15 protein-coding genes are annotated in these 23399 nt (G+C 43.3%); 5 read left to right on the top strand and 10 right to left on the bottom strand.

Annotated elements, in window-relative coordinates; translation table 11 throughout:
• Nucleotides 1–15 precede the first annotated feature (15 nt).
• The 6 genes from NSTC731_RS12665 to NSTC731_RS12690 form a co-directional block, all read right to left on the bottom strand.
• On the bottom strand, nucleotides 16–3138 hold the full coding sequence (locus tag NSTC731_RS12665; protein ID WP_445631112.1) for an efflux RND transporter permease subunit: 3123 nt from the start codon (nucleotides 3136–3138) through the stop codon (nucleotides 16–18).
• A complete protein-coding gene (locus NSTC731_RS12670; protein WP_445631113.1) occupies nucleotides 3135–4670 on the bottom strand; it encodes an efflux RND transporter periplasmic adaptor subunit in 1536 nt (511 codons plus the stop codon). Before NSTC731_RS12670 ends, NSTC731_RS12665 begins: the two co-directional genes overlap by 4 nt.
• A gap of 248 nt (nucleotides 4671–4918) precedes the next feature.
• The gene (locus tag NSTC731_RS12675) at nucleotides 4919–5905 is read right to left on the bottom strand and encodes an RNA polymerase sigma factor, RpoD/SigA family (RefSeq protein ID WP_445631114.1); all 987 of its coding nucleotides are present in this window, start codon (nucleotides 5903–5905) and stop codon (nucleotides 4919–4921) included.
• A 25-nt stretch (nucleotides 5906–5930) separates the two neighbouring features.
• A complete protein-coding gene (locus NSTC731_RS12680) occupies nucleotides 5931–6839 on the bottom strand; it encodes a hypothetical protein (protein ID WP_445631115.1) in 909 nt (302 codons plus the stop codon).
• Between the two features lie 345 nt (nucleotides 6840–7184).
• On the bottom strand, nucleotides 7185–8465 hold the full coding sequence (locus NSTC731_RS12685) for a S41 family peptidase (RefSeq protein ID WP_445631116.1): 1281 nt from the start codon (nucleotides 8463–8465) through the stop codon (nucleotides 7185–7187).
• A 202-nt stretch (nucleotides 8466–8667) separates the two neighbouring features.
• Nucleotides 8668–9045 carry a hypothetical protein gene (locus tag NSTC731_RS12690; RefSeq protein ID WP_445631117.1) on the bottom strand — a complete coding sequence of 126 codons (378 nt, stop codon included), beginning with the start codon at nucleotides 9043–9045 and terminating at the stop codon, nucleotides 8668–8670.
• A gap of 359 nt (nucleotides 9046–9404) precedes the next feature.
• Between NSTC731_RS12690 and NSTC731_RS12695 the strand changes: the two genes are divergently transcribed.
• The 4 genes from NSTC731_RS12695 (at nucleotide 9405) to NSTC731_RS12710 (ending at nucleotide 14841) form a co-directional block, all read left to right on the top strand.
• Nucleotides 9405–10625 (top strand): sensor histidine kinase, encoded by a 1221-nt coding sequence (locus NSTC731_RS12695; RefSeq protein WP_445631118.1) that lies wholly within the window; start codon nucleotides 9405–9407, stop codon nucleotides 10623–10625.
• Between the two features lie 3 nt (nucleotides 10626–10628).
• Nucleotides 10629–11276 carry a response regulator transcription factor gene (locus NSTC731_RS12700; RefSeq protein ID WP_445631119.1) on the top strand — a complete coding sequence of 216 codons (648 nt, stop codon included), beginning with the start codon at nucleotides 10629–10631 and terminating at the stop codon, nucleotides 11274–11276.
• 489 nt (nucleotides 11277–11765) lie between these two features.
• On the top strand, nucleotides 11766–14291 hold the full coding sequence (locus NSTC731_RS12705; RefSeq protein WP_445631120.1) for a cyclic nucleotide-binding domain-containing protein: 2526 nt from the start codon (nucleotides 11766–11768) through the stop codon (nucleotides 14289–14291).
• A 211-nt stretch (nucleotides 14292–14502) separates the two neighbouring features.
• Nucleotides 14503–14841, top strand: coding sequence for a hypothetical protein (locus NSTC731_RS12710; protein WP_445631121.1), 339 nt, complete (start codon nucleotides 14503–14505; stop codon nucleotides 14839–14841).
• On the opposite strand, the gene NSTC731_RS12715 is transcribed toward NSTC731_RS12710, so the two are convergent.
• Nucleotides 14827–15684: an Rpn family recombination-promoting nuclease/putative transposase gene (locus NSTC731_RS12715; RefSeq protein WP_445631122.1), complete on the bottom strand. Its 858-nt coding sequence runs from the start codon at nucleotides 15682–15684 to the stop codon at nucleotides 14827–14829. The genes NSTC731_RS12710 and NSTC731_RS12715 overlap by 15 nt on opposite strands.
• Nucleotides 15685–16043: 359 nt before the next feature.
• Between NSTC731_RS12715 and NSTC731_RS12720 the strand changes: the two genes are divergently transcribed.
• A complete protein-coding gene (locus NSTC731_RS12720; protein ID WP_445631123.1) occupies nucleotides 16044–19253 on the top strand; it encodes a HEAT repeat domain-containing protein in 3210 nt (1069 codons plus the stop codon).
• A gap of 69 nt (nucleotides 19254–19322) precedes the next feature.
• Here NSTC731_RS12720 and NSTC731_RS12725 read toward each other — a convergent pair whose 3' ends face one another.
• The 3 genes from NSTC731_RS12725 to thrS all read right to left on the bottom strand — a co-directional run bounded on the left by NSTC731_RS12725 (nucleotide 19323) and on the right by thrS (nucleotide 23096).
• Nucleotides 19323–19565: a hypothetical protein gene (locus tag NSTC731_RS12725; RefSeq protein WP_445631124.1), complete on the bottom strand. Its 243-nt coding sequence runs from the start codon at nucleotides 19563–19565 to the stop codon at nucleotides 19323–19325.
• Nucleotides 19566–19985: 420 nt separating this feature from the next.
• Nucleotides 19986–20525 (bottom strand): hypothetical protein, encoded by a 540-nt coding sequence (locus NSTC731_RS12730; protein WP_445631125.1) that lies wholly within the window; start codon nucleotides 20523–20525, stop codon nucleotides 19986–19988.
• Nucleotides 20526–21260: 735 nt separating this feature from the next.
• Complete coding sequence (gene thrS, locus NSTC731_RS12735; RefSeq protein WP_445632076.1) at nucleotides 21261–23096, bottom strand: threonine--tRNA ligase; 1836 nt, start codon at nucleotides 23094–23096, stop codon at nucleotides 21261–21263.
• Between the last annotated feature and the right edge of the window lie 303 nt (nucleotides 23097–23399).

Below are 23399 nucleotides of genomic sequence, written 5' to 3' on the forward strand. Positions count from 1 at the left end.
TCACATTATTGAACATTACGATCGCCCACTTGAAAATGAAAATACCCGCCGGAATTTAACTTGATTAAGCTTCTTCCGCCACGATTCCATATAGATATAGAATACGGGTGTTAAATACAGAGTCAATATCTGAGAAAACACTAGCCCGCCCACAACTGCAATACCTAGAGGACGGCGGGATTCGGAACCAGCCCCAAATCCGATCGCAATCGGCAAGGTTCCCATTAATGCTGCCATTGTTGTCATCATAATCGGGCGGAAGCGCACTAAGCAGGCTTGATAAATTGCCTCGGACGGTTTTTTACCTTCTTCTCGCTGGGCTTCAATTGCAAAGTCCACCATCATGATGCCGTTTTTCTTCACAATGCCCACTAAAAGAATTATGCCGATAAAGGAGTAAACATTGAGTTCGACATGAAATAATATCAGTGTTAACAATGCCCCAAAACCGGCTGATGGCAAACCAGAAAGAATTGTAATTGGGTGAATGAAATCTTCATAGAGAATACCCAGGATCAGATAAATTACTAAGATGGCGATCGCTAACAATAAACCCAAACTCGGCAGTGAACTTTGAAATACCTGGCTTGCACCCTGAAAACTGGTGCTAATACTTTTAGGAATCACCCGATCGATCAGTTCTGCAATTTTTTGGTTGGCATTTCCCAAGGACGCACCGGGAGCGAGGTTAAAGGAAATGGTAGCAGCGTTCATGCGACCGTTATGATTGACCATTAACGGGCTGACTCCCTGAGATAGTTTGGCGAATGTCTTCAGAGGAACTGCTACTCCTGTGCTGGAGTTAATGTATAAAGTCAACAGAGCATTGATATCTTGCTGAAACTGCGGTGCTAATTCCAAAATCACCTGATACTCATTGGTCGCTGCATAAATAGTTGACACTTGGTAGGAACCGTAGGCACTTCTAAGGGTATTTTCGATTTGCTCGGCGGTGATCCCATAAGTTGAGGCTTTATCGCGGTCAATGTCAATTTGAATTTGGGAAGCAAACTGTAAATCGCTGTTGACATCCTGGAGTTCTGGCAAGTTCTTCATCTTGAGAACAAGTTGAGGAACATATTCCTGTAAGGGTTTGACATCAGAACTCTGAAGTGCAACCTGATAAAGTCCTGTGCTTTGTTGAGCGCCAATGGGTATCGCTGGCGGATTTTGTAAGAATACTTGGATGCCTGGAACTGTGGCGAGTTTGGTTCGCAAATTTTGCACGATTTCGTCAGCTCCTAACTGGCGCTGCGATCGCGGTTTTAACCGAATAAATAAACTTCCAGAATTGGCTGCAACTGCCGCCCCACTGCCATTAGCACTGGCTCCCGCACCAATATTGGAGTTGACTGCATCTACATTTGGGTCTTCGCGAATCAGGTTAGCAACTGTCTGCTGATGCTGAACAAGATTATCAAAGGATGCATCTTGGGCTGCTTGGGTAATGCCTGTAATTTGTCCGGTATCTTCGCTAGGAATAAAGCCTTTGGGAACTACCAGCAACAACCCAACTGTCACCACCAATAGAACGACAGATAAAATCATCGTGGTGCGGTGATATTTTAAGACTTTTTTGAGACTCCAATCGTACAAACCGAGGAAGCGATCGAATACATATTCGGAAGCTTGATATAACCGACTTTGATTAGCATGATCCACGGGACGCAGAAAACGGCTGCACAACATCGGAGTCAAAGTCAAAGACACAAAACCAGAGACGAGAATTGCCACTGCGATCGTCACAGCAAATTCATGAAATAATCGTCCTAGCACTTCACTCATGAACAACATGGGGATGAACACTGCAACTAAGGAAAGTGTCATCGACAGAATTGTGAAACCAATTTCTCTCGATCCATTCAACGCCGCTTCTAATGGACGTTCCCCCATTTCCATGTGACGGACGATATTTTCTAGCATGACGATCGCATCATCCACTACGAAACCCACCGAAAGGGTCAACGCCATCAGTGATAGGTTATCTAGTGAGTAGTGCAGCAAATACATCACCGCAAAAGTGCCAATCAGCGAAACGGGTAATGCCAAACTGGGAATCACCGTGGCTGAGAGGTTCCGTAAAAAGATGAAAATTACTAAGATAACTAGAGCGATTGTCAAAATCAAAGTAAATCTGACATCATCTACTGAATCTCGAATCGATTGAGATGCATCATAGAGAATCCCAATTTCTACTGATGCCGGAATCTGATCTCGCAAATCCGGGAGCAATTTCTTAATCGTGTCTACGACTTGTACCGTATTGGTTCCGGGCTGTCTTTGAATGGTGAGAATAATGGCGCGGGTATTATTGTACCAGCTTGCCACCTTGTCATTTTCTACACTGTCAACAATCCTACCCAGTTGATTGAGATAGATAGGCATTCCATCTTTATAAGAGACAATCAACTGACGATAAGCAGCCGCATCCTCAAGTTGCCCGTTAGTTTGGACTGTAAAATTCTTGTGATTTCCCGAAAGACTGCCGGTAGGCAAATTGACGTTACCCTGTTGAATCGCCGTCGCCACCTGATCTAGCCCAATTTGCCGCGTTGCCAATTGCTGGGGATCGAGTTGAATTCGAGCCGCATACTTTTGGGAACCGTAAACAGCTACCTGTGCCACCCCATTGATTGTAGATAGTTTTTGCGCCAGATAAGTCTCGGCATAATTATCTACCTGGGAAAGCGGCAGTGTGGGAGAGTCTAAGTAAAGGTAAAGAATCGGTTGGTCTGCGGGGTTAACCTTACTGTAAGTCGGAGGATTGGGTAAATCGTCAGCAATTTGCCCCGATGCTCCCGATATCGCCGCTTGCACATCCTGCGCCGCATCATCAATGTTTCGACTGAGGTTAAATTGCAGGGTAATTTGAGTCTGTCCCAGAGTGCTAGTTGAGTTGAGCGAATCGAGTCCAGCAATACTGGAAAATTGCTTTTCTAGAGGACGGGCAACCGATGCTGCCATCGTTTCCGGGCTGGCTCCCGGTCGGGAAGCACTTACCTGAATTGTGGGATAATCTACACTTGGTAAATCGCTGATGGGCAGCAAGCGATAACTCATGAAACCGAAGATCAAAATCGCTGCCATCACCAGAGTCGTCATGATCGGGCGGCGGATAAATGGTTCCGAAAGGTTCATGATTCACCTCCACCAGACTTAGGAGATTCTCCCCCCTGCCCCCTTCCTCTTCTTGGGGAATTTCCACCTGCATTTGAGTCATTGCCGGCTGTTTTGATGCGGATTTTGCTACCCGAAACGAGATTCGCTTGACCATCGGTGACAATTTTATCGCCTGGTTGCGGCCCTTTCTGAATCACATCTAGCCCCTGAATGGTGCTGCTAACTGTCACTGGAACGTTTTCTACCGTCATATCTGGCTTAACTACAAAAACAAACTGTCCATCGGGGCCATTCTGCACGGCTTGGGAAGGAACAACCGTTGCATTTGGTTGTTCGGTCAGCGTTAACGTTGCGTTGACAAATTGACCGGGAAATAAGTGTCCCTGAGTGTTATCAAAGTCACCAATTAGTTGAATTGTCCCCGTGGTGTTATCGACCGTATTATTGACAAATGTCAAAGCACCTGGTATTGAACGAGATGGATTATCGGGGAACGTCACATCTACCTTCAGCTTGCCATTCTGCATATACTTTTGTACTTGGGGCAGATTTGTTTCAGGAATGGAAAAAGCAACTTGAATCGGGCGAATTTGGGTGATGGTAACAAGTGGAGTCGTGCTGTTGGCTTGTACCACATTCCCCTGAGTCACCAAAATATTGCCAGCGCGACCATCAATCGGCGCATAAATTTTGGCGTAGGATAATTGCACTTTGGTATTTTCTAATGCTCCTTGGTCGGAAACGACAACAGCTTGAGCATTAGCGATCGCAGCTCGATCGCCTTTGACAACAGCCTGAGCATTAGTCAGCGCCACGCGATCGCTTTTCAAAACAGCCTCAGCATTAGCGATCGCTTCTCGATCTGCTTGTAGGGTTGCTGTCGCCGATTTACTATTAGAAACGTATTGCTGTGCTTGATCTAAACTAATCGCGCCCTTTTTATACAACGCACTATAGCGATCGCTCTGTCCCTGAGCAAATTCTGCTTGCGCTCGATCTTTAGCTAAATTCGCTTCGGCTTGTCGGACTAAAGCTTGGTCTTTGACTAAAGTGGCTCTAGCTTGGTCTACCTGACCCAAGTCTCTAGTTAATGCATCTCTAGCTTGTTGTACTGAGGCTTGGTCTTTGGCTACAACACCTTGAGCTTGCTGGATTGCAGCAGCTTGCGATCGGTCATCTAGGGTAAACAAAAGTTGTCCCTTTTTCACATCTTGACCTTTCTTGAAATAAACGCCAATAATCCGCCCGCTAGCTTGGGGCGTAATCGATACTGTAGACCCCGCTTGCACATTACCGATCGCCTGCAATTGTATCGGAACCGTTTTTTGTGTCACCATTGCCACAGTTACAGGTGTAACTTGTTGCTTATTACGCCCAGATTTTTCACTTTTGTCTGACTTGGCTGCACCTGCATAGATGCCAAAAAAACCTAGTCCAGCCAGTAATAGCACGCCCAAAATTATCAAAGTAATCTTTTTCTTTTTTGGCGATCGCGGTAGCTCTGGTTCTATGCTGTTCTCTGTCAAATCGTTAGAAATTTCATGGTTCATCAGAACCTCCAATGCATTTTAGTTAATTAAAAACCGTGAAATCCTTTACTACCTCAACTGCCGCCGATCCCAATTTCATTTGAGGCGGCACATCTAAATAATTCGTTTTTTCCGGTTTGCTCGATGTGCCTTGTCAAATCATGATGATTTTGTTTATTATAAATCAAACAAATTATATTTATAAATACGTCTTAAGTAATCATGTTTAAAATATCTCATTATCTTAAGGGATACTTTTTTAGCTGCGTTTACTTATTATTTCTTAGTTGCCGATATAGAAGGTGGAGAGCTTGTTTTTCTATCTGTCTGACTCGTTCCCGACTAATACCCATGCGCTGACCAATCTGTTCTAGAGAAAGTTCATTTCCATCTGTTAATCCAAAGTGTAAGTTGATAATTTCTTGTTGCTGACTAGATAAATTTGACAATAAGTCTTCCAGCTCTTGATTGAGAGATTGCTCAGTAGTATAGCCATTTTGAGAATATCTATAATCTTCGATTAAATCTTCTAACTTTACATCTTTCTCTGAACCAACTTGAAGATCGAGAGAGACAGTTTGACGAGCCAAAGTTAGATATTGTCGAATCTGATTAGGCTCTAAAGAAAGTGCATGAGCAATTTCCGTAGTGGTAGGAACGCGACCCAGTTTTTGAGATAACTCTCGCTGAACGCGCTTAATTTTGTTTAATTTTTCATTGATGTGACTGGGTAATCTAATCGCTCGTCCTTGCTGGGCGATCGCTCTGGTAATTCCTTGACGAATCCACCAGTAAACGTAGGTTGAAAATCTGTATCCTAAAGTTGGATTGAATTTTTCAATTCCTCTTTCTAAACCCAAAGTACCTTCTTGAATTAAGTCCATCAGTTCTAAGTTCCGTCTCTGATATTGCTTTGCAATTGACACCACAAGCCGGAGATTAGACGCCATCATTTTCTGCTTGGCTTTTTTCCCTTGATTTAACTTTTGAAGTAGTTCTTGTTCGCTTAACTGCATCTGGTCAGCCCATTCTGACAGTGTGGGGGTACGATTTAATTCAACAGTCAGTTTTTCGGATTCAGCAAGTATTTTTATCATTTGCTGAACTTGTTGGGCAAAAAAAACTTCTTGCTCCTGCGTTAACAGAGGTATCCGCCCAATTTCTTGAAGATAAGCACGTACCGTATCAGTTGTAAATTGAGATGCTTTGCTTGTGTTAGCAGCTTTAGTGTCTGGGAATGATGTTAAGTTACTCATGTTGAGTTAGCCTCTGCCTATTCTATTAATTGGGGTATTTTTTATTCGGGAAAAAGTGCAAATAGTGACTTGATGGACCATAAAGGGTTTTATAAAAAAACCAGGTATCAAGTACTAGTTCCAAAAGAGCAATCAGTACCCAAATTGCTAATGAAACAATTACAGGTAGGCTGAGATCGGGAAATTTCCTTTGCAAATCGATAATGCCAAATAGCAGTAAAAATACAAGGGAAACTCCTAGAAGAAATGACAGCTTGACAATCGCGAGAATGAACCGACTCATCTCTAGGATGCGATTGTAAAGCCGGGAAAATCTTTCCAGTATTTCTTCCATGTTATTGATGACAAGTAAAATTTGTTGTTGGTGCAAATGGGTAGCTAAAGAGCATTGTTGCTGCACTTGCGTCAATTCGTGTTCATTCTTAAAATTATCTAAAAGCTTGTCCCAAGATAACACCTGAGAGCTATTTGACCAAATTGGGAAATCCTTTAAATGTAAAGGAACTAAATAGTTAATCAGTGCGATCAGAGTTTCATCAAAATTATTGAGTTCGGGGGGAAGAGACTGAGTTAAACGAATCAGTTGGTCAATCTGAATTTGAAGTGTATAGTAATCCTCATATCTCCTTTGAGCGATCAACTGACTAGTAAAAGTGAGGAAAACAATTAACACACCCAATAAAGCAGCTAGTGACTGGGATACAGCAGAAAAGAATTCAATCGCTACCTGTTTAGGTACTGTTAGCCAAGGGGCATTTTCCCGCATAGCAAAAACCAAGGTGGCAACAAATACAAACCCGACAATTGCTAGCTGATGGTGGGTAACAATAGCTATGATTGTCCGCACTAAAGGAGTGTTGCTGAGTTGAACCAAGATTTGCAAACCTGGGACTGGTTCACAAATTTGAAGTCGTTGGGCTTTGCGGGTTGACATGATAGAAAGATACAGTTCCTAGCTTGTTCACAACAGTGTTTATTAAGGAAGGCAGGAGGCAGGAGGAAAACTGCTCGGTTGTTGAGCGACTTACCCTGAGTTTCGACTGCGCGGTAATCGAGCGAAGTCGAGATTCAACTACCGCGTAGTCGTTGGCGTGGTCACTGAGCGAAGTCGAAGTGCAGCCTCTCCAAGAGTTGGGAGTCGAAACATTGTTTCCTGCCGCGATCAGACGGGTCTTGTGTTTAAGACCCTCACCAAATTTTCAATTTGGAGCTGCTTATTCAAAAGTGGTCTGAATCTTCAATTGAGGTAAAACCCCCTGTCCCCTGCCCCTTGCCTGCTTCATTTCCCACGCTGTAAACTCACATGATTCCCCCCAGACTGAATCAATTTGCTTAAATCAGCAACAGCGCTAGCATATTGAGGATCGGCTAATGTCGCCAAGGTTCGGTTTTGCACTAAGGCTTTCTGTTGTGCCTCGGTTAATGCCACGTTAATATCTGGGGCAATGCCGACATGATTGATATCTCGACCTTTCGGTGTATAGTATTTAGCGATCGTTAGTTTCAGCCCCGAACCATCCTCTAGTGGCTCTACGGCTTGAACTAAACCTTTACCGAAGGTGCGAGTCCCGATTAAGGTGGCGCGATTGTCGTCTTGTAGCGCTCCCGACAGAATTTCGCTGGCGCTAGCAGATCCCTTATCAACTAATATTACTAAGGGTTTGTCGGTGAGAGGATGGCCCGATGCATTGTAGCTCTCTTTCACTTGGTCTCTATTTACCAAAGACACGATCGCTCCTTGCTTCAACCACATACTGGCAATTTGCAAACTTGCATCCAGCAATCCACCCGGATCGGAACGCAGATCCAAAACGTAGCCCTGCACCTGTTGTTTTTCTAATGCTTCAATTGCCTGATGCATCTCTGCGGGGGCAGTTTGCGTAAACTCTGGCAAACGAATGTAACCAATTTTGCCTGCTGCTGTTGTTTGCGTGTTGTAAGTTACAGGATGGATAGCAATATTGGCGCGAGTAAGTTTGTAAGTTTGCGATTGATTGCCCCGTTGAATCATAAGTACTACCTTGGTTCCCACGGGCCCTAGAATCCGCTTCACGGCATCGTCAATTTTCATCCCCTGCGTTTTTTGACCGTTAATTTGGACAATTACATCGTCCGGCAAAATACCGGCTTTAAAAGCAGGGGTTCCTTGAATTGGGGCGACAACGGTTAAGGCTTTAGTTTTTTCATTCTGTGCCAGTTCCAGTCCTACGCCACTGAGGTTGCCAGAAATATCGTTATTTAGGGCTTTAAATTCTTGTGGGTCGAAAAACTCGGTGTAGCGATCGCCTAATTTCGCCACCATTTCTTCAATCGCCCCATAAGCCTCTTTCTTGGAACTATAGGAACGGTTAAGATACTGCTGGCGAATTGCTTGCCAATCTTGATGGTTAAAGCTGACATCAACATAGTTTTTATCTAGGATTTGCCACACCTCATCCACCAGTTTTTGAGAACTAGGTTGTGGTTTACCTAGAGCTTTGGAAGTGTAGAGACTAGTTCCTACAAAGATTGTGGCTATAACAGCCAGTTCTATCTTGACGAGCAATTTTTGTTTAAACATACTTTAATTGAAGAAGAATTCAGTATCCAGAATTTAGAATTTAATCAATCAAGGGACGAATATCCATAGTTGCAGATAATTACTTCTAAATTCTCACAGATGATTCTTGAATTATGTTTTGATAAAACTGTACAAACGGCAGAAACAACCATTCATTTGAAATTTCTAGAACCATTATGCAATCATAATTACGAATGACAAATTACGAATTATCTTGAGATTTTCCTTTGCGGTGGGGATAGGCAGTCTTAAAAATATCCTGAATTTTAGTCTTTTGTTCAGCAGTAAGATTCAGGCTAAACACTGCTTTACGCATTTTTTCGCCTTTTTGTAATTTCGTTGATAATTCCTTTACCTGATCTGGGGTCAGAACTGCCTCAACTTGCTTGCGAATTTCTTCACGCTTATGAGCGCGTTCTGGCGTATTCGCTGCTGGATTTGTCGTAGAAGTATCAGATACCTTTGTGCCAGAATCATTCCCTTGAGACACATCTGGAGATTTAGAACTGCAACCTGTCATTCCGCCAATTAGGATAGTTGCAAGTAGCAGGGTTGGTAAAATTATCTGTTTTGTAATCATTTATTTCTCTGGTTTTTATTGTGTGTAGAACTGTTCTGACTCAATTTCAGTTGATGAAAGTTGTTGATTTACTTCCACCAGCTAATCTTAAAAGTTGGAACGAGTTTGCACATGAGCTAGAATTCCTAACCTGACCAGGAAAAAAGTACTCAAATTATTGTGACTTTTTTCCTAATTTAGAAATAATTAATTAGTCAGAACGGCTCTACCCATACTAAAAACAGATTCGTTATATAGAAAGAGAGTTTAATTTCAACAGCACCTATCTCTCAGCTTCCTGTCTTCTGCACCTATTTCCCTCTAAAATAGTGAAAATACCTATGGTTTTGTTACAAAGACCATTGAGTTGGAACAGTTCTATGGTTAGCTTGACCTATCCATCTTTTCGTCTGTTGCTTTACCTAGAGTGGCTGTTATTAGCCACAGCAGCGTTCATGGAAGTTCTGCTGCCGTTTCAGTTGTCCTGGTCTTTGCCGCTAGGAGTTATGGCGATCGCAACTTTCAGCTTGATGGGTTTGAGGCTACCAATGGTGAAGCCGGAAAGTAAATTAATTTATACAGCCCTGGAATTTGGTTTAATTTTACTGCCAGCAACTCAACATACTTTATCGACTCGCTCCGTTTTCCTGCTGTGTCTGGTATTGGTGATGCGGAGTTGTCTCATATTTAAGCGATCGGGACAGTTGGCTGTCTTGATTTTATCTCTGCTTGCTTATGGAACGCTGCTTTTATCAAGACCGATTGTACCTGAGAATTTTCTGCCAGATAAGCTGATCCTCATGTCCTGGGATTGGCGATTAAGTAATATATTATTGTTTAGCTTAACCTTAGTATTCGCTTTATTGTTAATTAATGCTCTGCTTGCAGAGCGCCAAAGTCGAGAGCAGTTAGAAATTGCTCATCAGCAATTAGAGATCATCAATCAACAACTGTGTCAGTATGCCTTGCGGATTGAAGATCAAGCAACCTTGCAAGAACGCAACCGAATTGCCCGCGAAATTCATGATGGGTTGGGACACACTCTCGCCGCCCAAACCATTCAGATTAATAATACTCTGTTGTTTTGGCAATCAAATAATGACAAAGCATTAACATTTCTCAAACAGGCAAAAGAACTGGGGGCTGAAGCGCTGTTAGAAATTCGGCGATCGCTTTCGGTTTTGCGTTCAAATCCTTTGCAAGGGCAATCTCTCAAATCAGCTATTGAAAAGCTGCTGACAGATTTTCAGCAAACCACAGGTATTGAACCATCTTGTAAAATCGATCTCCCGCACACCTTACCAACAGAAGTAAACACGGCTTTATTCCGCATTGTGCAAGAATCGCTGACAAATATTTGCAAACACGCCGAGGCGACGAGTGTCACCGTTAAACTTCTGGCTCACACTGGGATGATTCATCTGTCAATCGAAGACAATGGAAAAGGTTTTAACCCCACTCAAAATACAACCGGGTTTGGATTACAAGGGATGCGAGAACGGTCGGTTGCACTGGGCGGTCAGTTAAATCTCCACAGTCAACTAGGAACAGGTTGCTGTATTTCTGTTTCTTTGCCACTCTCAAAGCTATTGGTGTTTTAGCTTATGATTCGGATTTTATTAGTTGACGATCAGCATCTTATTCGCCAGGGACTTAAGAGTATGCTTGAGTCCAATGCCCAGATGCAGGTAATCGGTGAGGCGGAGAATGGGCAACGGGCACTCGAACAGGTTGCCGCACTGAAACCCGATATTGTACTAATGGATATTCGGATGCCCGTAATGGATGGAGTTGCTACCACAAAAGCGATCGCTCAACAATATCCTGAAATTAAAGTTCTCGTCCTCACCACCTTCGATGATGATGAGTATGTTTTCCAGGCGATGCGGCTGGGTGCAAAAGGCTATTTGCTCAAAGACACCGAACCAGATGAATTAATGTTAGCAATTCGATCCGTCTACAAAGGACAAACCCTACTCGGGCCGGGATTGTTTGAGAAAGCACTCACGCCAGTTACCACACCTGTCACGTCTGTGCAACCCCCTCCAGAATTAGCACAACTCACGGCCAGAGAATTAGATGTATTGCGGTTAATTGCTAGTGGAGCTAATAACCGAGAAATTGCCGAATCGCTGTTTCTTTCAGAAAACACTGTTAAGAATTATGTTACTAATATTCTCAGTCGCTTGAGTTTACGCGATCGCACTCAAGCCGCTTTGTTTGCCCATTCGTTGTTTAGTGGACTGAAGTAGAGTAGACCTCTTGGCATTTGTGCTTTTTGCACTCTTGGGGAAAAGGGTAAAGGTTAAAGGGGAAGGGGACTTTTGCAGAGCCTTTTCCCCTTGCCCCTTCTCCTTTTCCCGACTTATGCAAAAAGTCTAGTAGTCTGCCAACCCAAAAATGCTGAGTGAGGGCTGGGGAAAGGGGAAGGGGTAAAGGGTAAGGGATTTAAAACCTTTCCCCTTTCCCCTTTCCCCCGCTTGCGTTCACTTGGCGAACTACTAGTCTACTTGGGCAAGAAGTCAATAGACTTCTTGGCATTTGTAGGGAATTGGGTTTGGGGAAAAGGGGAAAGGAACAATAAAAAACATCAGTTCCTTTTCCCGCAAGAGTGCAAAAATGACTTTTGCAAGAAGTCAATGCACATTGTGTCTTAATACACAACAACTGAATATAGATATTTTGACATACTCTTTCAGCGATAATTCTTGTTATACAGCAGCCTACAGGGAGAACTAAATATGACATCTCCAGAAACGGTTACATGGCTACAAGAACGCACAAGTTTAGGAATTCTCTCGCCTGAAGTATTAAATGCGATCGCTCAAGTAATTGAAGAACGAGTTGTACCCGGCGAAACTGACTTAGTTAGTGAAGGCAATTCTCCAGAAGCCCTTTATATTCTTGTAGAAGGTCAACTCGAAAGCAATAGTACCAATCAAAACAACCCAGCTTTAGCTTGTGGATTTCTCCCCGGTGCGGTGATTGAACTCAAAGAATTGCTGTTGGATGAATCAACTCCATTCACAATTACGACAGTAACCGAATGTCACTTGTGGGTTGTACCTGCTGCTAAATTCCGAGAATTAGTCACTCAATACCCCGAAATTGCTCAGGCTTTTTCGCGTCAATTGGCTCAAGAATTAGCTCAGGTAACATCTGCACTTGGCTATGAACAAGAACGTTCTATTGCTTTGCGCCCATATTTAGTCACCAAAGCACAACGGGGAATTGTTGGTACAAGTCGCTATGCTGTGCGGTTGCGGGAGCAAATTCGAGAAGCAGCTGGCGATCGCAAATCAGTAGATATTTTCGGAGAACCAGGGTTAGAAAAAGACAATATAGCAGCTCTTATCCACTTTGGTTCTCCGAAACGGCGAGAACCAATTATTAAACTAAATTGTGGTATTCTCCAAACTAGCGGTGCAGATTTATTTGGTCGTGCTGGCGGCAAACCAGGGCTGTTGGAATGGTTGGGAGAAGGTACTCTAGTTCTCAACAATATCCAAGAATTGCCCGAAGAATTATTACCTGCGGTGACGGAGTTGCTCAAAACTGGTAAATATACCCCCGTCAGTCGTTCTGGAGATTCAACACCCAAACCTCGTCCCAGTCAAGCCAGAATTCTGATTGTTTCAGAAAAAACTCAGCCGACAGTTGAACGTTCTGTTGGTCACATTATTAAAGTACCACCGCTACGGGTGCGGAAAGCTGATATTCAGACACAGGTCGAATATTATACCAGTCTTTATACACGCTCTCGAGGGATTTCTAAACCGCACATTACCCCAGAAGCTTTGCGTCGCCTCCAGTCTTATGATTTTCCTGGCAATCTCAGGGAATTGAAAAATCTGGTAGAAAGAGCGATTGTCCAAGCTGAGGGTGCAAATGAATTAACAGAAGAAATTTTCTGGCCCGCCGAAACTAAGAAAAAACGATTTCGAGTAAATTTGTTAAATGCCTATCCTGATTTGCGGCGGTTTTTACGTAGTGATTGGTGGCCCGATCGCATTAATTATGGTTTTACTGCAACGGCTTTTGCGATTATTGTGGCAATATTATTTATTGGGCCGCAAACCCGCGATCGCAATTTCGTCTTAAATCTATTTTGGGCTTGGTGGTGGCCTTTCTTCTTATTTCTCTTTCCCTTTTTAGGACGTATCTGGTGTTCTGTTTGTCCCTTCATGATTTATGGAGAAATCACCCAAAAGCTCTCTTTATGGCTGTGGCCTCGAAAACTCAAGCGCTGGCCGAGAGAACAAGCTGAAAAATGGGGCGGATGGTTCCTCTTTGGTTTATTTACCCTAATTTTCTTATGGGAAGAACTCTGGCATTTAGAAAATACTGCTTACCTCAGCGCTTGTTTGCTGCTATTAATTACTGCTGGGGCAATGATTTTCTCGGCTATTTTTGAGCGGCGGTTTTGGTGTCGCTATCTCTGTCCCATCGGCGGGATGAATGGTTTATTTGCCAAACTCTCAATGACCGAACTCCGGGCACAGCAAGGGATATGTTCTGCCAGTTGCACCACTTATCAGTGTTATAAAGGCGGGCCGCAAAAGGGCGAAGGTATGGAAACGAATGGATGTCCTTTATACTCACATCCAGCCCAATTAGAAGATAACCGAGATTGCGTACTGTGCATGACTTGCCTGAAAGCTTGTCCCCATCGCTCTGTTGAGTTCAACTTGCGTCCCCCTGGAATTGAACTGTGGACAACTCATGTACCCCGTACTTATGAAGTAGCATTATTGTTATTGCTGTTGGGTGGTATATATTTACATCGCTTGCCAGAATTGCAATCTTGGTTAGGCTTACAACTGGATTTAACTGATTTTTGGCAGCACTTGGGATTATCGCTGCTAGTGTTAATTATCCCAGCAGCTTTTATTTTTGGGGCTTATGGCTTGTTCCAAGTGTTCAACGCTAACCGTAAGCCTCGATCGTTTGTAGAACTCGCCTACGGCTACCTACCATTAGTATTGGGAGGCAACTTAGCTCACTATCTACGTTTGGGCTTAAGCGAAGGCGGGCGGATTTTACCTGTTACCTTTGCTACTTTTGGTTTGAGTGGCGAACCATTGCCAATATTAGTTGCTCACCCAGCCGTGATTGAGTTTTTGCAAGGTGCAACAATAATTTTCTCCGTGTTACTGACTATGTTTTTAACGCAAAAAATTGCCAAGCAACCAGCGCGATCGCTCATACTGCAACACCTAACAGCGATCGCTTTGGGAGTTAGTATGTGGGCAATTATCGTCTTTTGAGCTTTATACCATTTCACGAAATGCTAGATACAAATGATTAGTCTCTAACTCTCCCCCTGCTCCCACTTCGGCTACGCTCAGTGACCACCTGCTCCCCTGCCCCCCTGGGCTAGGTGGAAAATGTCAGTTAAGAACATTCTTCCCTACGAACGTGATAGAAAATACTTATATGATTTATGATTTTTGACTCATAGTGTAAGGATTACAGATAATGCACGTTATAAAAAAACCCATCAAACCAGCAACTTATATATCATTCCTCCACATTTACCAAACGACTTGGGGGACTGCTGGTGATATTTGTTTAATCCGTGAATCTGTAGCTAATGATAGTACATCGAAGTTTATCGGGCACAAAATCCAACTAGTAGTTCCAAGAGGATTGGAGCGCGATCGCATTGCCAACTGTCCGATAATTAAAGTTGCAGGTAATGTCGGCGACGGACATCCCAAAGAGCATCCGTTGGAATGGGAGGCTTATGAAGGTGTAAGTGAAGAAATAGCTTTAGCGGCTCTCAAACCTTGGGGCTTCAAGTTAATTGAACTCTAATGTAGCAAACCAGGCTTCTAAATCCGCGATCGCCTGAAAATCCAACAATGCTTCACCGAGATTTTCTAATTGTTCTAAGGAGAGAGTTTCAATCCGGTTTAGCATCTCTTGGGGTAATTCTCCTACCCGTCGTGTAAGTTGACGGAGAATGAGCAATTGCCCTTCTGCTTTTCGTCCTTCTTCCCGTCCGCGTTGTTCGCCGCGTTGTTCGCCTTCAGCGAGAATTTCTTGATAAATTACTGACTCGCGCATCATACCCTCCCGAAATAATTGTCGAATCAAGTCTTGATTGTATTTTAACCCCGCTAAGATTTGGGTATACGCGGAAATTTCTGGTCGTTGTCTTGGCTCAAGTTGATTAACTTTGACCACAACTTGTTGCAATAATGCTTGGGGTTGCGTGGTTGCTGTTAGTGGTGCTAACGGTAACAAAGCTGGCTCATTGAGGAATAGTTCAGGATTTTCTTCCCATAAGCGAATCACGCGATATTCATGACGAGTAGTTTCGACACAGAAGACAGTTTCAATTACTGTTCCCGGTGCAGGGGGAAGCAGTAATACGACAACTTGCGTTATTGGTAGACGATATAAACGATACAAGCGTACCCAATAATCTAGCATCCGCAGGGGTAGGGGTGGTGTAGATTCTAGTTTGGTTTGAAATTCCAGGTGGAGAATGCGTCCTTGTAGCTGTAAAAATGTGACATAATCAGCGCGAATTGGTTCGATACTCAATTCGGTTTTGAGGACTTTGACGGAAGTTTGCGGTGTTCCTAATACCCAACTGGCAAAGGTAGCAGGATGTTTTTCGGACAGGAGTTTGCAGAGGTTATCAAAAGACATTGACTGATCGCCAACAATCAAACGAGGTATTGTTATTATCTCGTGCAGTGGTTTGAGTAGGCGATGTCTACGATGGTCACTGAGCTTGCCGAAGTGCGGGCTATGACGCTCGAAGACTCGCTAACGCTTCGCTATCGGCGTCGCACCATCGCTCAAGGAAGCTCAGTACTATACTTTGGGCGTATCTTTTTAAATTCGTGTACCTGTAGTATTTACATTAATATTCCATTTCTAGCTAGGTTGAGTTATCAGACGATAAAAAGATAACTGTAGCGGTTCCTGATTTACTAGTAAAAAATCTAACTCCCTTCTCTTTCTCTACTAAAGAAATTACGAATTACGAATTACGAATTATACAAATGTATCTGCACATAATTAAAAAGCGATCGTCGCTCTTTTTCATTTTTCCCCTTACCCTGCTGTTGACACTCCTCCTCGCCCTGCCTTGGGTAAGCGCGAAAGAACAGCCGAAGCCCGAACCAGAAGCGTGGCAGATTAACGGTATTGTTGCTGCCCTTGATGATAGATATGACGAAGTAAAGAGCTATACATTCAACAAATTAGCTGAATACGATCTGAAAGATTTAAAATCTTTGGGGAAGAAACCAGAAGATATTGCTCAAAAAGCTGCCAAAATCCTCAAGGATAAAACCGTTGACCCGTCTGTTCGTTTCAGTGCAGCAGTGGCATTGGGAAATATGGGGGAGGTTGCCAAACCCTACCTCAAAGACATCCTCAATATCCTCAAGGATAAAACCGTTGACCCGTCTGTTCGTTCCGGTGCAGCAGTGGCATTGGGAAATCTGGGGGAGGTTGCCAAACCCTACCTCAAAGACATCCTCGATATCCTCAAGGATAAAACCGTTGACTCAAATGTTCGTTCCGGTGCAGCAGTGGCATTGGGAAATCTGGGGGAGGTTGCCAAACCCTACCTCAAAGACATCCTCGATATCCTCAAGGATAAAACCGTTGACTCAAATGTTCGTTCCGGTGCAGCAGTGGCATTGGAAAATCTGGGGGAGGCAGCCAAACCCTACGTCAAAGACATCCTCGACATCCTCAAGGATAAAACCGTTGACTCAAATGTTCGTTCCGGTGCAGCAGAGGCATTGGGAAATCTGGGGGAGGCAGCCAAACCCTACCTCAAAGACATCCTCGACATCCTCAAGGATAAAACCTTTGACTCAAATGTTCGTTACGGTGCAGCAGTGGCATTGGGAAATCTGGGGGAGACTGCCAAACCCTACGTCAAAGACATCGCTGACATCCTCAAGGATAAAAACGTAGACTCAAGTGTTCGTTCCGGTGCAGCAGAGGCATTGGGAAATCTGGGGGAGGTTGCCAAACCCTACGTCAAAGACATCGCTAACATCCTCAAGGATAAAACCGTTGACCAGTCTGTTCGTTTCAGTGCAGCAGAGGCATTGGGAAATCTGGGGGAGGTTGCCAAACCCTACGTCAAAGACATCGCTGACATCCTCAAGGATAAAACCGTTGACCCACTTGTTAGTTACTATGCAGCATCGGCATTGGGAAATCTGGGGGAGGTTGCCAAACCCTACCTCAAAGACATCCTCGATATCCTCAAGGATAAAACCGTTAACTCAAATGTTCGTTTCAGTGCAGCAGTGGCATTGGGAAATCTGGGGGAGGTTGCCAAACCCTACCTCAAAGACATCCTCGACTTACTCAAGGATAAAACCGTTAACTCAAATGTTCGTTACGTTACAGCATCGCCATTGGCAAAGATAGAACAACTCAACCTGAATAATATTGTTGTAATTCTGGATAACGTCTATTACGAAGGTCAACCAGAATTTGCACGGTGGCGGTTTTTGACATATTTTCTGAGTGGTGGCACTGATGAAGTCAAAACACTGCTGACATGGCTGGGTTTTCCTGAGACTAAAACGCTTCCTGCTTCATTAAGCCACGATCGCGGTGATAAAACTCTCAAAATATTTGCCCAAGTCTGGGAACCTAGCCAAGGTTTAGCACGATTACGGGAAGACTTAGCAAAGCAAATTGCTATAGTTGCCAGAAAAGTCTTTTGGCAACCACAAGATATTGCTATTTTAGAAACTCACTACAACAACCTCAAAAATGCCGGCTACAACGAAGCTGATTCGCTGCAATCAGTAATAATTAACCTCAAAACTTGGCAGTGGTTGTTCAACGCCAGAACTACTATTTTGATTCACGCTGCCTTTTGGCTTGTCCTCATCTTCGCTTATCCCAAATTTCCCCAAGTTCAAGCCATCTTCTTCTGGAACCCTTGGGTAAGGCGCATTCTTGGTATTGGCTACGTCGGCTTAATTCTCACCTGGGTTCCCTTTTTCCGCGAAAAGTTATTTGAACCCTTCAAGCCTTCTCTACTAGCCGATGCCGGCTTAGATAATTTTAACCCCGAAGCTTACTTCCCAAATTCTAAAGTGAAAGTTCCGGGTGTAGATGAACCCGTACCAATTACCCAAGTGCTACCTAGCATCAAAGGACAAGTCATTTTAGAAGGTGATTCCGGCTTGGGTAAGTCGATGTATCTGCGCTATTTGGTAAAAACTTCTGGGCGGCTTGTGGTTTATTTACCTGCACACAAGTGTGACAAAGGGGTAATTGAGGCAATTCAAGCCAAGCTGCACGGACAAGCACAAGATGCTGATTTTCTCAAGAATTTAATTTACAGTGGTGCATTAGATATTTGCATTGACGGACTCAATGAAGTTAGCGCCGACACCAGGGCAAAAATCTGTCAGTTTGCCGAAAGCTATTTCCGGGGTAACATCATCATGACCACCCAACCCCTAGAGTGGACACCACCTTCAACAGCCAAAATATATAAATTGCTGCCCCTTGAAGAACCACAAATTCAGCAATTTCTGATTTCCCGTCAGCCACGACTGCCCAAAAATGCCAAAGTTCAAGGTACTAATTATGAGCAAGCCACTACTAGTTTTTTAACCAAAGCCCTTAGTAATCAGCAATCACCAGAGGAATTAAGCGCGATTGAGAAGGTTCTCTCTAATCCAATGGATTTAACTGTGGTAGCCCTGATGCTATCCCAAGGCGAATACCCCGATTTGTTTCACTTGCAACAACATCAATATCAATTGATGGCAGCAGAATATTTGCAAGAATGGAACCAGGAATTTCCATTGAAAAAATTCTCCGATGCAGTCTATCAAATGCGGTTGAATGATGAACAGGCGTTACCTGCGGATGAATTTTATCAGGTATTACAGTCATTGTCAGACGATAAATATAAAATGGTTGTCAGCCGTCAGTGGCAAGACGAAAAAGGCGAAGCTAAGAGAGAATGGTATTTCCGCCACGATAAGATTATGGATTTCTTTTTGGTGCAGAACTTTCTCGGCGAGAGTGAGGAAGCTAAAAATCGTCTCATTGACCACATGAATGACCCCCGTTTTCGCGGCGTCTACTTTTTGCTAGCAACGTTACTCCCGTTAGATGCAGCCACAGAACTGAAGGAAAAATTAGTTCAATACGCTGCCGATACCAAAGACCATACTGTGAGTGATACCTTTGTGCAATTGTTGCGGCCAAGGACGTGAGATTAATTCGTAATTCGTAATGGGCTACGCCCCGCTACGCTAACGTAATTCGTAATTTAAGAAAGAGACTTATAGTCTGAGGCGAAATTTTTGATTTAATTCAAATGAGCCTTTTATCTCCATTAATGAGCCTTTTATCTCCATTAATGAACCTTTTAGCTCCATTAATGAGCCTTTTATCTCCATTAATGAGCCTTTGAACTCCATTAATGAGCCTTTTAGCTCCATTAATGAGCCTTTGAACTCCATTAATGAGCCTTTTAGCTCCATTAATGAGCCTTTGAACTCCATTAATGAGCCTTTTAGCTCCATTAATGAACCTCTGAACTCCATTAATGAGTCTAGACTAAGAGGTTGTTTGAAAAGTGGTTGGCTGTGATTTTAGGCACTTATTGATCCCCCCAACCCCCCTTAAAAAGGGGGGCAAAACCTTTCAAAGTCCCCCAATTTATCGGGGGATTTAGGGGGATCTAGAACGTTTTGCTACCAAGAAGAGGACTTTTCAAACATCCTCTAAGGGTAAATTCTTAATTTAATAAAAATCTGACCTTTCACATCATATAGAAAAGCTAACGCTAAACCTAATCCCTGAGCAAGCTTCATTAACTAGGGAATAGAAGCGAGGTTTTCTAAATAAGAGTGAAAAGTCAGATATTGGAATGACTGGAATAAAGAGATTGTGTCTGTCCTACTGCCAAGTAGAATCAATGCTCAGTTCACTTGGAACTAAGATTAATACGTAGGCACAATGATTCGACGTTCCCAGCCGCGATCGCGCTCATAGCGACGGTTATTATCAATGTTGCGAAGGTTATTTTCGCGCTCATATCGGCGATTATTTTCGCGTTCATAACGGCGATTATTTTCGCGCTCATAACGGCGGTTATTTTCGCGTTCATAACGGCGATTATTTTCGCGTTCATAACGGCGATTATTATCACGCTCATATCGGCGATTATTTTCGCGTTCATATCGGCGATTATTTTCGCGTTCATAACGGCGATTACGATCGCGCTCATAGCGACGGTTATTGTCGCGATCGTATCGGCGATCATCACGAATGTTGCGAAGGTCGTTCTCGCGGTCATAATCATCATTTCTATAGTGACGACTATGAAGTTCGTAGTTACCTTCATCGTTGCGTTGATAGCTGTAGTTATCTAACTCAGCAAAATAAGATGCTGGTGTATTAGCATCAGCTTTTGGAGAAATAGCCAAAGCTGAAGCAGATGCTATCAAACCGGCGAGCAAAATAGAGGTAAAGCGGTTCATGATGTAAGTCAAAAATTGTTGACAGTAATTTATGCAAGTCCAGTCTGTTTAGGAAGAGCAGATTCCACAAGTCTTTAAATTAATCCTAACAGTATTGAATAACTCGAAAAGTTTTCTTAAGTGCGGCAATCGATAAAAGTTTTGTTGTCTGTGATACTTTCTGACCTGCAAATTCTAGTGAAAAGTTAAAATTAAAATGATTTTTTTAACTGGATGAATCCACCTTTGAACTCCGTTAATGAGTATTCAAAACTCATGAATTCACCTGATTAATATTGTCAGTAGGTTTAAATCAATTTATGCAGAAAGTTTACAGGTTACTGCAAAATTAGGGTTTCAGCCTGCAAGTAGAACACGATCGCACCTTTGCCAAAACCTAAGTAGATAGACATAATTAAACGTGAGTTCGACAGACCTCTCCCGGACAGCCTTCCTCGCCTAAAAGGAGAGGGAGGAGTAACGAGTAACGAGGGTTTTTGCTCCCCTCTCCTGGTAGGAGAGAAGCTGGGGGAGAGGTCAAAATCGCACTCGTCGAACTCACGTTAATTAAATATAAAATAAACTCCTAGTTTGTAGTGAGCGATTTATCGCTCAGAGCAAGGATTATCAGGACTAAAGTCCTTACTACAAACAATAAATTTATTTATGCCTAGATACTTACCACCTAGCCAATGATTTGAATCTAATAGACAAAACGCACACCAATTATAATTAGTGTGCGTCTTTGGTTATATTTTAGAAATTCTCGAACTTAGCGATCGCATCTTTCATCTTATCCACCACCTCATCGACGGGGATAACTCCCAATTCCCCAGAAGCGCGGGTACGGATACTCAAGGTATTAGTTTCCACTTCCTTAGCTCCTACCACTGCCATCACAGGTATTTTTTCTTTCTCTGCATTGCGAATCTGTTTACCCAAGCGATCGCCACTGGTATCAACTTCTGCACGGATGCCCAAGGCTCTCATCTTCGCTACCACATCTTTAGCAAAGTCTAGCTGTGTATCCCCCACTGGGAGTAATCTAGCTTGCACTGGCGCTAACCACAAAGGGAAATCACCTGCATATTCTTCAATTAAGATCCCAATTAACCTTTCCAGCGAACCAAAAGGCGCACGGTGAATCATCACTGGGCGTTTGCGAACACCATCTTCAGCGACATACTCTAACTCAAAGCGTTCTGGCAAGTTGTAATCTACTTGTACAGTTCCTAATTGCCACTCCCGTTCTAGGGCATCACTAAAGATAAAGTCGAGTTTAGGCCCATAAAAAGCTGCTTCTCCAATACCTTCAAAGTGTTCCATCCCCAAGGTTTCAACTGCACGGCGAATTGCGCCTTGGGCTTTATCCCAAACTTCATCGGAACCCATGTACTTATCACTAGCAGGATCGCGGAAACTCAGTCTAGCTTTAAAGTTCTTCAGTTGCAGCTTATTGAACACCGACAAAATCAAATCCACTACACTAAGGAATTCACTATCTAGCTGTTCTGGAGTGACGAACAGGTGAGAATCATCCACAGTAAAACCGCGCACCCGCGTTAAACCGCCCAATTCCCCTGATTGTTCGTAGCGGTAAACAGTACCAAATTCCGCCAGCCGCATTGGTAGTTCGCGATAAGAGCGTAACTCACTTTGATATATTTGGATATGGAAGGGACAGTTCATCGGCTTCATAACAAAGCCCTCTTCATTGGCAGCTGCTTCCTCGTCATCTGCCATCAAAGGGAACATATCTTCTTTATATTTCTGCCAGTGTCCAGATTTTTTAAATAAATCGACTTTAGCAAGATGGGGAGTCACCACAGGCAGATAACCCCGCTTTAACTGTTCTTGTTTGAGGAAGTCTTCTAAAATACTCCGCAAAAGAGTACCCTTTGGTGTCCACAAAGGTAAACCCGGCCCCACTAGATCGGAAAATACAAATAATCCCAGTTCCTTACCCAGTTTTCGGTGATCTCGCCGTAGCGCTTCTTCTTTGCGCCGCTTATATTCAGCGAGTTGTTCTGGACTTTCCCAAGCGGTGGCATAGATGCGTTGTAATTGGGCTTTAGTTTCATCCCCACGCCAATAAGCGCCAGCAACGCTTTCTAGTTCAATTGCTTTCGGGTTTAGTTCACTGATATTTTCCAGATGAGGCCCCGCACACAAATCCCACCATTCATTCCCCAGGTGGTAAATGGTGATTGGTTCGTTTTTGATATCTTCCAGAATTTCTAACTTATAAGGTTCCTTAATTTCCTGAATCCGGCGTTGGGCTTCTTCACGGCTAACTTCTTCTCGAATTACTGGCAATTTGCGATTGATAATCTTCGCCATCTCCTTCTTGATGGCTTTGAGATCGTTTTCACTAAATGGTTCTGGACTGTCGAAATCATAGTAAAAACCGTTTTCTATCCAAGGGCCGATTGTAACTTGCGCCTTGGGAAACAGCTTTTGTACCGCCATTGCCATAACATGGGAAGCAGTGTGGCGAATCTTTTTTAAGTTCTCCGATTCGCTGGTACGCGGTAAATAGATTTTTTCAACTTGTTCTAACTGTTGTGACTGATTTGATGAATTTGGCGACATTGGCTGCTGAACCGTTGGCGAGGTGATTACAAAAGGTGATTTATCTGAATCTGTAGGCTTATTCAACTATAACGACTTTGGTTAAGTAGTCATTTGTCATTTGTCATTGGTTATTGGTATTCAACTATAACGACTTTGGTTAAGTAGTCATTTGTCATTTGTCACTTGTACTGAGCGTAGTCGAAGTATTTGTCATTTGTCATTGGTTATTGGTGCATACCCCATCCCTTGCAATGCCATGAGCAGTTCAACAAAGCTCACCGTAAACTTACTTTGATGGTGGGCAGAAAAACTTTTTCTTGC

The sequence above is a fragment of the Nostoc sp. DSM 114167 genome, assembly GCF_052692655.1.